11 protein-coding genes are annotated in these 13255 nt (G+C 69.6%); 1 reads left to right on the top strand and 10 read right to left on the bottom strand.

The annotated features are described in order from the left end of the window. Positions 1–16: 16 nt before the first annotated feature. From OXS27_RS15065 to OXS27_RS15020, 10 genes are all read right to left on the bottom strand, one after another. Positions 17–1102 carry a lysylphosphatidylglycerol synthase domain-containing protein gene (locus tag OXS27_RS15065; protein WP_267357142.1) on the bottom strand — a complete coding sequence of 362 codons (1086 nt, stop codon included), beginning with the start codon at positions 1100–1102 and terminating at the stop codon, positions 17–19. Positions 1103–1253: 151 nt separating this feature from the next. Continuing rightward, positions 1254–1883 carry a uracil-DNA glycosylase gene (locus tag OXS27_RS15060; protein ID WP_267357067.1) on the bottom strand — a complete coding sequence of 210 codons (630 nt, stop codon included), beginning with the start codon at positions 1881–1883 and terminating at the stop codon, positions 1254–1256. Then, a complete protein-coding gene (locus OXS27_RS15055) occupies positions 1873–2631 on the bottom strand; it encodes a PIG-L family deacetylase (protein WP_267357065.1) in 759 nt (252 codons plus the stop codon). The genes OXS27_RS15060 and OXS27_RS15055 overlap by 11 nt, the downstream gene beginning before the upstream one ends. 187 nt (positions 2632–2818) lie before the next feature. After that, entirely contained in the window at positions 2819–4057 is a 1239-nt protein-coding gene (locus tag OXS27_RS15050; protein WP_267357063.1) for a glycosyltransferase family 4 protein, read from the bottom strand. A 193-nt stretch (positions 4058–4250) separates the two neighbouring features. Continuing rightward, positions 4251–5123, bottom strand: coding sequence for a sugar phosphate isomerase/epimerase family protein (locus OXS27_RS15045; RefSeq protein ID WP_267357061.1), 873 nt, complete (start codon positions 5121–5123; stop codon positions 4251–4253). Further along, on the bottom strand, positions 5120–6721 hold the full coding sequence (locus OXS27_RS15040) for a YcaO-like family protein (protein WP_267357059.1): 1602 nt from the start codon (positions 6719–6721) through the stop codon (positions 5120–5122). The genes OXS27_RS15045 and OXS27_RS15040 overlap by 4 nt, the downstream gene beginning before the upstream one ends. Before the next feature lie 215 nt (positions 6722–6936). Further along, a complete protein-coding gene (locus tag OXS27_RS15035; protein WP_267357057.1) occupies positions 6937–7932 on the bottom strand; it encodes a Gfo/Idh/MocA family oxidoreductase in 996 nt (331 codons plus the stop codon). After that, a complete protein-coding gene (locus OXS27_RS15030; RefSeq protein WP_267357055.1) occupies positions 7932–9113 on the bottom strand; it encodes a methyltransferase domain-containing protein in 1182 nt (393 codons plus the stop codon). The genes OXS27_RS15035 and OXS27_RS15030 overlap by 1 nt, the downstream gene beginning before the upstream one ends. Before the next feature lie 77 nt (positions 9114–9190). After that, entirely contained in the window at positions 9191–10120 is a 930-nt protein-coding gene (locus tag OXS27_RS15025) for a hypothetical protein (protein WP_267357053.1), read from the bottom strand. Positions 10121–10315: 195 nt separating this feature from the next. Beyond that, positions 10316–11506: an inositol-3-phosphate synthase gene (locus tag OXS27_RS15020; protein WP_243923683.1), complete on the bottom strand. Its 1191-nt coding sequence runs from the start codon at positions 11504–11506 to the stop codon at positions 10316–10318. A 437-nt stretch (positions 11507–11943) separates the two neighbouring features. Here OXS27_RS15020 and OXS27_RS15015 point away from each other — a divergent pair, with 437 nt between their 5' ends. Then, positions 11944–13245 carry a transglycosylase SLT domain-containing protein gene (locus OXS27_RS15015; RefSeq protein ID WP_267357140.1) on the top strand — a complete coding sequence of 434 codons (1302 nt, stop codon included), beginning with the start codon at positions 11944–11946 and terminating at the stop codon, positions 13243–13245. Positions 13246–13255: the final 10 nt, after the last annotated feature.

Here is a 13255-nt window from a genome sequence, read left to right as displayed (position 1 = left end):
GGGCTGTCCGGTTCCGTCAGCGCGGTCCGGGCTCGTCGCGCCACGCCCGGCCGGAGGGGCCAGCGGTGCCTTCCGGAGGGCCGGGATCGCGGGCGCCGCCCGCGCGCTTCACGATCTCGTAGAGGCCGAGCATCGCGAGCGCGGTCACGAACGGCACGACGTAGTAGCAGCCCCGGAACAGGAGCAGCGAGGTCAGCACCTCGTTGCGCGGCAGGCTCGACAGGGCGAGCAGCACCGTGGCCTCGAACACCCCGATTCCGCCCGGCGCGTTCGACGCGATGCCCAGCATGGCGGCCAGCACGTAGACCGCCAGGAAGGTGGTAAAGCCGATCGTCGTCTCCTGCGGCAGCAGGACGTAGAGCACCGCCGCCGCCGCGCAGACATCGCCGATGCCGACGAGCATCTGACCGATCGACACCGAGGCGCCCGGCAGTTCCAGGCGCCATTGCTTGACGGTGATGCTGCGCTTCTTGGCCGAGACCCAGGCGAGGTAGCCCAGCACCAGGGCGAGCGCCGCTAGACCCACGGACTGGTTGATCCGGATCGACGTGAAGGCCAGCCCGGCGAGCTGCCCAGCCTCGATGATCAGGCTGAGCCCCAGGACCACGCCCATGCCGAGCCAGAAGGTGAAGCCGGCGATCACCGTGAGCGCCGCGATCTTGGCGGTGCTCAGGCCCTGCCGGGCATAGATCCAGTAGCGGATGGTGCCGGCGGTCAGCAGCGGGAAGCCGAGGGTGAAGCTCACCGCGTAGCTGGTGAACGAGGCAAGCGCGGTGATCCGGTACGGCACCTTGATCTTAAGCTGGCGCAAGGCCAGCGCGTCGTAGCCGGTGAGGAACAGGTAGCTGATACCGACGAACAGGAAGGCGAGGCCGAGCTGCCGGCCGGTCGCCGCCGCGATCGCGGTGCGCACCTCGGCCCAGCTCACGCTCTGGACGAGCTTCCACAGCACGCCGAGGGAGACCGCGAACAGCACGATGCTGGCAGCCGTGCCGATCCAGGCATAGCGGCTGGCCAGGCTCTTGCGCTTTGCAGCCGCGGCCTCCTGCTGAACCGGCTCGGCCGGATCAGCCTGCTTCCGGTGCTGACCTTGAAAATTCATGCCGTTCGGCGTCCGCCCTTCCGGCTGCGCGGCCCGGCGCAAGGCCGTGGGCCCGTACCGGATGGTCCCGGACCGCGGCCCGTTGCCCCGCATGTAGGCCGAACCCACGCGCAAGGCCAGGGAAGGGACCACCGGAACGCGCGATCTATCCTCAGCCGGTGGCCCGATCGAGGAGCGCGGCGGCGTCCGACAAGCCGCGCCGGATCCGGGCGGGCACCTCCGGCGCGGTGCAGACATAGGTCGGGCTCGGATGCGGGATCCGGATGATCGGCAGGCGGGAGCGCAGCGCGGTGATCGCGGGCGACGCGTCCCCGGCATAGCGGCCGGCCAGGACCGCCACGGCAAGGTTGGGCAGCAGATCGAGCAGCGGCGCGAGATAGGGCGCCGCCGCCACGACCTCGGCCCGGCGAGGTGCCCGATTGAGAGCGCCTTCGGCGTGGATCAGCCAGGGAACCGCGTTCCAGATCAGCGTGTCGGCCCGGCTGAGCCCGGCCTCGGCGAGGAAGCGGAACAGGTTGGCGGCCGTGCCGTTCGCGCTGTCGCGGGTGACGAAGCCGGTGCGCAGCACGGCCGGGCCGGGTGTCTCCAGCAGGAGCAGCATCCGGGCCCCGACTCCACCGTCCAGGGGGTCGGGCATGGGGACCGGGGCACCGCGCTCGGCGGAGATCCGTGCGGCGAGCGCCCGGATCGGTGCGATGTGCGGCGCCGTGATCAGCGCGCGGCGGGCCGCGAGGGCGACCGGATCGGCCAGCGATTTCGGCGCCTGCGGCTCAAGCGGCATCGAACCCCGGAACGATGGGGCCGAGGCGGCCCGACAGGCGAAAGCGCTCGACGCCATCTTCCAGGGCAAGCCGCGCGTCGAGGCCTGCCGTGCCGCCGAATTGGAAGCCGATTTGACTGGCATAGGCGGCGCAGGCGGCGCGCTTTCGGGCCTGGGCATCCGGATCGAGCGTCACCGCCGCCTCGGGAAGTTCCGCGAACAAGGCCGCGAGCGGCTCCCGGGGCGCGGCCTCGCGCACCGTGTAGGGGAAGTCGCGCCACCACAGGATGGGCAGGCGCGGATCGAAGCTGCGCAACGCCCGGACCGTCTGAACGTGATCGACATGGCCGCCGATCGCCTGCGGGGCGAGGAGGAGATCGGGTTTCTCCGTAGCGATCAGCTCCGCGAAGGCGGCGGCGAGGTCGGCCGCGATGCCGTCATCCAAGCGCGTCTCGGAAAACAGCTCCGGCGCGGAGCCGTAGCCCCGGTGCGGCGCCTCGCGGAACGGCAGGTGCACCGGCTGGGCGATGCCAAGCGCGGCGGCGGCGCGAACATCCTCGTCCCGGCGCAGGGCCATGTAGTCGATCTCGGCCGACAGCCCCTTGTCGAGTTGGCAGGCGAGCGCGAACCCTTTCGGGTCGGCGACGCTTCCGGTGAACAGCGTCGCCATCACCACCCGCCAGCCGCCCTGCGCGAGACGCGCCAGCAGGCCGCCACACGAGAAGGCCGCGTCATCGAGATGGGGCGAGAGGGCGAGCGCAGTGGGCATGGTTCACGGCCTGTCGGCTGGGGCGAAATCCAACCCTCGAGCTCATCCTGATGTGCCGGAGCGCAGCGGCGGCCTCGAAGGAGGGCTCCAGGGATCGCCGCATGCGATGGAGGCCTCCTTCGAGGCCCGCTGGCGCTGGCACCTCAGGATGAGGGGGCGGGTGGGAAATCCACGAATGGGTCGGCCCTCAGAGCAGGTGCGGCTCGGCCCGGAAGCGGCAGGTCGGATCGTCGGGTAGGTCCGTCGCGAAATCAGTGGCCGGGCTTTCGCCCCGCACCTGCGCGTAGACCTCCATGATCTGCCGCCCGACCGCATGCCAGGAATAGACCCGCCGGCACTCCTTCAGACCTGCGGTCGCGAGGCGGCGGCGCAGATCCGCATCCGTAATGACCCGGGTTAGGGCAGCGGCCTGCGCGGGCACGTCGCCCGGATTGGTGAGCAGCCCGTTCTCCCCGTCGCGCAGGCAGTCCGAGACGCCGACCGCGTGGCATGAGACCGTGGCGAGCCCGGCCGCCAGCGCTTCCAGGATCGTGTTGGAGAACCCCTCCGCGTAGGTCGGCGAGACGAACACGTCGGCGCGGCGGTAGAGATCGGGCACGGAGCCGTATTCCGCATAGCCCGTGAAGGCGATCGCGCGCTCCGAGAAGGCGTGCTCCGCCGCCAGTGCCTGGGCCGGCTCCACATCCGGCCCGATCCCCGAGATGGTCGCGGCAAACGGCGTGCCCTGCTCCCGCAGGATCGCCAGCGCGTTGATGAAGTCGAGCACGCCTTTCCGGCGGTCGACCCGGCCGTGATAGAACAGCCGCACCGGCCCGGCATGGGGCGCCGGCAGCCCGTCGGGCGTGCCCTGCGCGAACCGGTCGGTATCGACCGCCCCGGGCACGATGGTGAACCGGGCCGGGTCCGACCCGAGGCGCCCGCAGACCTCGTCCACGAAGGAGGCGCCGCCGATCAGCAGCGCATTGGCGTGGGCCAGGACCTCGCACATGGCGACGCGATGGGTCTCGCAGCAGGAGCCGACCCAATGGCCGTCGCCGCCCTGAATCGAGACCACGCTCGGCACCCCGAGCTTGCGGGCGGCGAGCAGCACCGCCCAGCCAGTCGGGTAGCCGTACTGCGCGTGCAGGATGTCGAAGGGTTTGTGCGCGTGCTCCCGGGCGATCGCGTCCACCATCGTGGCGATGTCGCGCTCGAAATCGCCGGAGGTCTGCTCGCCCAGCTGCTCCAGGCCGATCACCCGGACGCCCGGCACGGGCGGCGGCGGCCCACCGCCGTAGACCCGGGTGCCGAAGGCATCGCCGCGGTACTGCGAGATCATCGTGACGTCATGCCCGGCGCCGACGAGCTCGCGCAGGAGGTTCTGCGCGTAGACGCTCATGCCCGAGATCGCTGGGAAGTAGCGGCGGCTGAGAAAGAGGATTCTCATGCTTGCACGCGGTCCAAGGCGTGGGCCGGACGGAATCCCCTCCCCCTTGCGGGGAGGGGTAGGGGTGGGAGTGGCGCAAGAGGCACCGCCACGCCCAATCCTGAAGCACCCCCACCTTCGGCTCCTCCCCGCAAGCTTGAGCGATCCCGGGCAAGCCCGGGGTCGCCAGGGGAGGAGAGAAGCGCATACGCCATCACTGCCATTGCCGCCGCGTCTCCTGCTCGCCGGCCAGCACCGGACCAGGGCGGCGGCAGCCGCGGAGATACTCCAGCGCCTGCGGGATCATCACGTCGGCCCGGTGGCTCTCGCGGGAGAGTTCGACACAGATCAGCTTGCCGAAGCCGATTTCTTCCAGCGCCTCCAGCACCCCGGCCACGTCCATGTCGCCCTCGCCGAAGGGCAGGTGGATGTGGCTGCCGCGCTTCATGTCCTCGATCGCCACCGTACCGATCCGGCCGGCGAATTCCCGCACGGCAACCGCGGGCTCGCGCTCGCCCGTGACGAGGCAGTGCCCGGTATCGAGGGCGAGCTTTAGCCCCGGAATGTCCAGGGCAGCGTAATCGTCGAGCGTCTCGATCAGCATGCCGGGCTCCGGCTCCAAGCAGGGCACGACCCCGGCCTCGGCGGCGAAATCCGCGACCGTGTGCAGCCCCTCGGCCAGCCAGCGCCGGGCCTCGTCGTGATCGACCCCGGGCTTCGGCACGCCGGCCCAGAACGACACCGCCTCGGCCGACAGCATCGCGCCGATCTCGACAGCCCGCTTGAGAAAGCCGACCCGCCGGGCGCGGCCCGCAGCGTCTGCGGTGACCAAAGTCGGCTCGTGCTTGGCATTGGGATCGAGCAGGAAGCGAGCGCCGGTCTCGATGACGCAGGTCAGCTCCAGCTTCTCCAGCAGGCTGGCCACACGGCCCGCCTCCGCCGCCCAGGTGTCGGAGAACGGGTCGAGGTGGTGGATGTCGAGGGTCAGCGCCACCCCGTCGTAGCCCGCGACCTTGATCAGGTGGAGCGCGTCGTCGAGGCGGTGGTTGGCCGCCCCGTTGGTGTTGTAGGCGAACCGGAGCGTCACGCAGCCCTCCCCTTCCGCTCGGCGAGCCGGAATGGCGCGTGATGCGATTCCGGCTCACGGTAGAGCGGATAGTGCCGCCCGACGATCTGCTCGGCCAGGGCGGTGTCGAACAGCGGCTGGCCGCCCAACCGCTCCAGGGCTTCCGGGGTGAGGCGCACCGGACGCAGGGTCTCGCTCTCGGCGCCGAACCGGATCAGCGGGTGATCACGGTCGATGAGCTTCTGCGTGTTGCGCTCGCCGATCCGGTAGTAGCTCATGGTCTCGACCTCGAGCCCCGGCACGATCGCCTTGACCACACCGACCCCGCCACCGGGAGGCGAGCACTCGACGTAGAGCACGTCGAACCCCGCCTCCAGCAGCCGATCGCAGGCGATCTTGCCGCGCGCATGGCCGTCGGCCGCCGGGGTGGAGGGCAGCTCCGAGAAACGCTTGGAGCTCCGCTCGGAATAGACCGTGTCGGCGAGTACGGTGCGCAGGTCGGCGGCCGGCAGCTCGATCCATTCGAGCATCGCCTGGAGGGCGCGGCTTTCCTCAAGGTCCAGGCTCGGCAGCGCCTTCTGGATGAACGCATCGATGTAGCCCGGCGGGGTCACGGTGGCGGCCATATCGAGGGGGCCGTGCCCGAAGGTCTTGCGCACCCGCGCGGCCTGAAATTCCAGCAGCGCCTTGCGCAGGGCCCGGTCCCGATCCGGATCGCAGGCCTCGCCGCAAGCCGAGAGGGCGATCGGCGCCGGTGTGCGCGCAGGATCCTCGTCGTAGCCGACGACGTAGAGGTTGGTCAGGCCGAACTGGTCGGTGGCGAATTTCGGCAGCGCCCGGATGCCGAGATCCTTCAGCCGCGCCAGCATCGCGGCGTTCTCCGGCCCGATGCCGTCCAGATCAAGCATCACGCCCTGGTCCAGCGCCCGGAACAGCAAGCCGTTGCCGTCCCGCTGCAGCAACTCCAGCACACCGTGGCCGAGGGCGAAGGGCACGTCCGGGCCGGCGCCGAGGCCGTTGGTGATCAGGTTGGTGAAGGGCTTGTAGCCTTCCGACAGCTCGAAATAATCGGTGGCCGCGATGTCGAGCGGCATCAGCACGATCTCGCCTGTGGCGTGCCGGACGCTGGGTGTCCATTCGAGCACCGTGTCGCGGTCGACCGGTGAGCCCGCGGGCAGGCAGAGGGTCAGCGGATCGGCGACGGACTTCGCGCCATAGACACGGGCGAGGTCGTTGTAGCTCGCCCGCTCCTTGGCCCTCGGCAGCACGGCCAGCGACGGCATCAGGTTCTCGGCGATCTCGGCGACGGCGCCGATCAGCGCCTCGTCGTCGGTGGCGCCGTAGCCGATCCCGGACGGCATGGCGCCGACGAAGAACGGGTCGTCCAGGAACAAGGCCACGAACCAGACCGGAACGCCGGTGCGATCGAGCGGCGCCAGCGGGAAGCCGACGATGCGGCCCTCCGGCAGGACGTCGAGATAAGCCTTGACCGGATCGGGCAGCGACGCGGGCAGGCCCTCGATCTGGCGCTTGGCGCCGAAACGGTAAGGGCGCGGTGCCTTGATCCGCTCGTGGCGGGCGCGGTCGTCCTGATCGTGGAAGGCGTCTGGGTTGCTCAAGTCGTGTTCCTGTCTGGCTCGAACCGTCGCTTGCGCCCCATTCCATCCATCCCCCTCATCCTGAGGTGCCGGAGCACAGCGGAGGCCTCGAAGGAGGGCTCCAGGGATCGCGGCGCCTTCTGGAGCCCTCCTTCGAGGCCCGCTTCGCGGTCACCTCAGGATGAGAGGGTGAGTGGGAGATGCTTGGTTGGTTCCGTGATCGAATATCCTGTCCGCTACCCCTGCCCGTAGGCGCGGGCGACGAGCCGCATCGTGTGAAGGTCGCGGGACGCCGCGTACGCAGCCCGTTCCTCGGGCCGGCGCAGGGCCGAGCCGAAGGCGCGCACCTGCTCGGTGAACGGCGAGCTGTCGGCGTCGAAGGCGAGCGGCTCCGCGCGGCCGCTGGTGCCGTCGATGAAGGTCAGCGACCCACCGGCGGTCTGGCCCATCGTGTTCTCAGCCACGAGCATCCCCTTCGTGCCGACCACCTCCAGGCGGCGGCGGGGCAGCGCGTTGGGGCAATTGTAGGCGACGTGCAGGCTCGCCAGTGCACCGCCCGCGGTCTGCCCGATCAGCAGGGCACCGTCGTCGACTGCGTAATCCTGGGCCTTGATTTGGGTCAGGGCCGCGATGGTGGTGATCGGCTCGCCCGTCAGGAAATCCACGAGATCGATCCCGTGCGGCGCGAGGTCCATCAGCGCGCCGCCCCCGGCCTGGGCGGCGTCGATCCGCCAGTTCGGCTGACCGGCCTCCGACCAGTCGCGTCCGAGCCAGCAGGCGTAGACGATCCGCACGGCCGTCACCGTTCCCAGCCGCCCGGCCTCGACCTGGGCACGGATCATCCGGTGTGCCGGGTGGTGCCGCTGATCGAACGCCGTCCCGTATAAGATTTTTTGGGATTCGACCGCCCGGGCGATGGCGTCCGCGTCAGCGAGGGTGGCGGCCATGGGCTTCTCGCACAGCACCGCTTTGCCTGCGGCGGCCAGCGCCTCGACGGCGCCGCGGTGCAGATGGTTCGGCGTCGCCACGTAGACCGCCTCGACCTCGGGCTCGGCGATCAGGCCGGCGAGGTCGGCATGCCCCCGGGCGCCCGCCTGCTCAGCCGCCGCGCGACTTGTCGGATCCGGATCACAGACCGCGATCAGACGATGGCCGGCGGCTCGGATGCCGGGCTCCATGTAGTCGCGGGCAACCCAGCCGTAGCCGACGATGCCCCAGCCGACCGCGTCCATCACCAGCGCTCCGGCAAGTCAACGAACTCGCGGACGCGGACGCGCTGCGTTTCCGGCGCATCCAGGGCGCCCTCGAAGGTCAGATGCTCGGGGCCGGCGGAGTGCAGTGGATAGGTGGCACGGGGAGCGTATTCCGCCTGGTAGCGCTCCGAGGGCCAGCGGATGGCGTAGCCATCGCCCTCCGGCGCGTAGAGCGGATTCAGACGCAGCACGGTGCCGGGCTTCGGCAAGGTGAGGCCGTCGACCAGTGCGCGGGGCGCCGGTCGCATCCCGGGTCCGCACACAACCGAAAAGGCTTCGCAGGTCCGCAGGGCGGTGGGCTCCCGCGGCGCCGGTGCCCGGACCTCGACGAGCGCCCGCGTCAGCTCCGCATCGTCGTACACGAGGGCGTCGGGGAAGAGGTCCGCGATCTCCTCGGCGGTGACCGCCCGTCCGGCCGAGAAGCCCGGGCAGTCGCGATTGTGGATATGGCTCAGCGCCAACCAGCCGTCGTCACCGGCGTTCTGGCGCAGGCATTCGAGCAGGGCCGCCTTGTCGTCCAGGAAGTAGAAGGCATCGTTGCAGGCGACGAGATCGACCGGCGCACCCCGGATCGGCCAATGGGCTGAGCCGGCATCGAAGCAGACGAGCTGCGCCGTCTCACCGACGACCCAGTGGCGCGCGACCCACAGCTTGGCGAAGACCACGTCGGCCCCCGAGACCTTGCATCCGCGCCGCTGCAGCTCGCGCAGATAGTGGCCGATGCCGCAGGCGAATTCGAAGACGCAGATGGGATCGTTCCAGTGCGCCTCCAGCAGCGACAGACCGGCCAGAAAGGTTGGATCGCTCCAGCGATGCAGGAAATAATCGCCAACGCGACCCCAGCCGAGACCGTGCACAGCATCGCGCAGGGTAGCGGTGCGCCGATCCTTGATGAGCTGGATGATCCCGGCAGGGTCGGCGGGCGGGCCGTTCCACCAATCGTCCTGATCGACCAGCAGGGCGGCCAGCGCTTCATCGGCCTCGCCCGCGTCGAGATGGGCCAGGACCCGCTCGACCAGCGCCTCGCGGTTCACGCGCAGGTACGGGATCCCGTCGATCACGGGCCAGCGCGCACCCGTTCCCGCGTCCCGCAGGGCATGCGGGCCGTCGGCCTTCAACGGATTGCCGGTCTGCGGCGAGGTGAGTTCGAACGGGATCATGGCTCTCTGGACCGACCGGGCAGATGGGCCACCGGGTCCGGCGATCAAGGCAACAGATGCGATCAAGGTAGAGGCGATCAAGGAATGCGCATGTCGGCGAGGACGCGATCGTGGAAGCCCTTCACGGGGCCGGCATGGACCAGCTCCCACTCGTCGAGCACCATCTCCATGCTGGTCGAGGCGCCGCGCAGGTGCTGGGCGATCTGGAGCACCCGGTCGATGCAGTCCGCCGCATGGAAGGCACGCCCCTCCCCGGTGGCATCGTCCGGCAGGACCGCGCGGGCGCGCTCGACCTGGGTTCGAAGGGGCTCGTCGAGTTCGGCGAGCGCCCAGGCCGTGGTGGTGGCCATGATCGGCCCGAGATGGTCGCCGAGCAGCATCTCGCCGGTGAAGCCGGCATCCGGCATGGCGGCGTTATGGAAATGGTGGGCCATCGCGGCCAGGAACACGGTGCCGGGATCGGCCCGATAGAACGGGCTTAGGCACACGCCGTAAGCCGCCACGATCAGGCAATGCTCGGCGTGGTTCTCCGGCGGCTCCAGCAGGATGCGGGCACGACCGGGGCAGGTGACGCCGGCTCGTGGCTGTTGCGCCAAGGCAGCGACGAAGCCCGGGAGGGAACCGAACGCGGCCTGCGGACCCGGAGCGAGCCGCGACCGCAGGCGGGCCCGTAGATCCGAATCGAGTTCGCCGGTCACGGCGTCGAAGCCCGCAATCAGCACCGCGGACGCCGCCTCTTCCGTCAGGCCGGCCGCGGTCAGGAAGGCCGCGTCGAGGTCACAGAGACGGGTGGCCGCGAGTGTGATGGCGGTGATGTCGAGAGCGACGTCGTCGGGCGAGGCACCACCGGTGAGACGCCCCCACCCCTGCGCGAACAGCCGCTCCGCAATCGAGCCGGTACGGCCCGCGGAGCGCACGCGCTTGAGGTCGTTCATTTCAATGAGAAGATCGCGCAAAGCTTCCGGCGCGGCGACGCCGGACTGCGGCGGGTAGGTCTCGGTTGGCATCTTCTCTTTCGACCGGATGAGGCTTGTACGCCCTCACAGGCAGCTCGAACGAATTGTTCATTTGAACGCTGGTTCCCTCTCCCGTTCGGGAGAGGGAGTCGGTTGCGGCCCGTCATCGACACTGTGGCCGCCACTGGATCATACCGTTTTCCTTCGCGCGCCCGCAGCGGCGATCGAAAGACTTAGCGATATGCCTCAGTGCACGCCCAGCCAGTCGTGCAGCATCTTCTCCTGCTTGCCGAAGGCATGCTCCGGCCCGCGGCCGTTCTTGACCATCGGGGCCTTGAAGAACGTGGAGAGCTGCTCCTGCACACCGCCGTCGCCGCGGGTGTGGGCGAGGTCGAGCACGCGGGCGATCTCGATCACCAGCGGCGCCGCCAGAATCGAGTCCTTGCAGAGGAAGTTCACCTTCACCTGCATCCGCTGACCCATGAAGCCGGTGACGTCGATGTTGTCCCAGGCTTCCTTGTCGTCGCCGCGCGGGCGGTAATAGTGGATGTGCACGAGGTGGTCCTCGACCGGGTAGCCGAGGATCGAGTCGAGCACGGTGCCCTTGGTGTTCAGCTTCGACTGGAGCGAGTTCGGATCGTTCAGGGCGAGGCCGTCGCGATTGCCGAGGATGTTGGTCGAGAACCAGCCGTCGACGTGCAGCGCGCGGGCCTTGAAGGCGGGGGCGAGCACGGTCTTCATCATGGTCTGGCCAGTCTTGCCGTCCTTGCCGGCGACCGGCACGTTCAGCTCCTTGGCGAGTTCGAGGAGCGCCGGAACATCGGCGGCCACGCTCGGGGTGAAGTTGGCGTACGGGATGCCGCTCTTGATCGCCGCGTAGGCGTAGAGCATCGCGGGCGAGATCGCCTCGTCGCTCGAATCCAGGCCCTTCTCGAAGGCCTCGGTCGAGTTCAGGGTCGGGTCGTTCAGGTCGGGCCAGCGCTCCGTCGAGGCGAGGTTCACCACGACCACGTCGTCGAGGTTGCTCTCCTTCTGGAAGCGCCGCAGGTCGTTGGCGATGACCGAGACCGCCTCACGGTGGTCCTTGGCGACGATGCGGTTCTGGCCGTCGATATTCTTGCAAAACTTGGCGCTGCCGACCGCCGGCCAGGGCGTGATGCCCTTCAGGGCACCGGCGCCGTCCTCGATGTCGTCCTTCGACAGGACGCCGTGGCCGCTCGCGGCGGTGGCGAGATCGTCGCCGTTCAGGTCCCATCCGCCGAAGACGAGGTCCTTGTAATCGGCCAAGCCCGCTACGGAGAGGCCGGCGAGCGGGAGCCCGTCGAGCCGGTTCGAACCGGATTTGATCATTTCGATACCGGCGATGGCGGTGGTGGCGACGGCGCCACCCATGCCAACGAACGCGACACCGACGCGGCGACCGGACTGCATGCTCATTGGAAAAAGTTGTCCTTGTGGGGACGCGGGTGGCGTCTTGAAGGGTCCGTCGCGGGACGGAAAGTTCACCCCCCCGGGGTCGTACCTAACTGGCTCACCGCTGCGGCGTTCCAAGCCAAATGCGACAACGTTGCCCCTTCATGACACGTATTTCGCGAGAGCAGACGGTGCTCTCAGCGCGAGACAACACGCCAAAACAAGACCTTGGCGCCGCCGACAATCGTGACGGATCGGGAGCGGTTCCGACTGGGGTTGCGGCGGTCCGCGTCCTTAAGGCGCCCCTAAAGCGAACGGTTAACCCTTCGTTGACCGTGCCACGCTTGGATCACGGCGTCGTCCCATTCTGGTCACGGCCGGCGCCGATACGGCCGCCGATCAAAGGAGCCCGGCCACAAGAATCTGGGCCGACGCAAGGACCGATCTGAGAAGGACCAATGATGGGGGTTTTCCCGGAGCCGGCGCATCGCGCCGACGACGTGAGTCGACTCGTGCCGAACGCGAGCCGTTTCGAGATTGAAGCCGTGGCGTGGCTGCCGCGGGCCGGCCGTGGGATACGGTGCCGGTCGGACCGCCGCTCGGGCCGGGACCGGCTTCGCCAGGTCTCGGGGACGCTGGCCCTGGGTCTCGTGGCCGGGTTCGGATTACCGCAGGCCGCCTTCGCGCCCGCCTATTTCGCCCCCGCCGCCCAGGCTCACGACCGGGTCGACACCAGCCCGCGCGCGGCCCAGGCCCTCGCGGCACAGACACCGGCGCCGGACGCCGTGGCACCGGAGCTCTCGGCTCAGGACATGGCCCTGCGCTCGACGCTCGATCAGGATCTGTCGCTGGACCTGCAACGGCAGGATGCCGCGACCGATGCCGCGCTCCGGTGGAATGGTCTGCCGGTGCCGGAGCAGGAGCCTGCGACGACCGCGCTGATCCAGGACGACCTCGCCGCCCTTCCGCGGGTGACGCAGGAGCAAGGCTCCGACGCCGTGCGGTTCGGCGAGCGCTCCGTGCCGCGCAAGGTGGTCGACACGATCGTGAAGGCCTCAGACCAGGCAGGCGTCGATCCCGTCTACATGATGGCGCTGGCCGACAAGGAGTCGAGCTTCGACACGGACGCCAAGGCCGCGACCTCCTCGGCGCAGGGTCTGTTCCAGTTCGTCGCCCGGACGTGGCTGGAGATGATCCGCGATTACGGCGCCCGCTACGGGCTCGCCGAGGAGGCCGCCGCCGTGAAGGGCCGGGGCTCCGCGATCACGGTCGCCGGCACCATGCGGGCGCGGGTGCTCGGCCTGCGCAACGATCCGCGCGTGGCGGCCCTGATGGCGGCCGAACTGATCAAGCGCGATCGCGAGCGGATCGAGGCCCGGGTCGGCCGGGCGCTGACCACGACCGAGCTCTACCTCGCGCATTTCCTCGGCACGGCGAGCGCCGGGCGCTTCCTCTCGCTCTCATCCGAGAAGCCCGACGAGGTGGCCGGCCGTGCCTTCCGCAGTGCCGCCCGGGCCAATCGCAGCCTGTTCACCGAGGCGGACGACGGCAAGCGTCGCAGCCTGACCGTCTCCGAGCTGCACGATCGGCTCGACGGCATGATCGACCGGCGGCTCAACCGCTACCAGGGCGTCGCCGCGGTGGCGGAGGCCCTCGACAAGGCACCGGCGCAGACCGACATTGCCACCAGTGAGGACGCTGGCCAAGCGGCCACCACCCGTCGCGTCGAGGTGACGGAGGCGTTGCCGCCCGACGGGGTGTGACGGTCGTTCC

The organism is Methylobacterium sp. GC_Met_3, from assembly GCF_026540775.1.
Lineage (GTDB): Bacteria > Pseudomonadota > Alphaproteobacteria > Rhizobiales > Beijerinckiaceae > Methylobacterium.
This window is presented reverse-complemented; position numbering and strand designations above follow the sequence as displayed.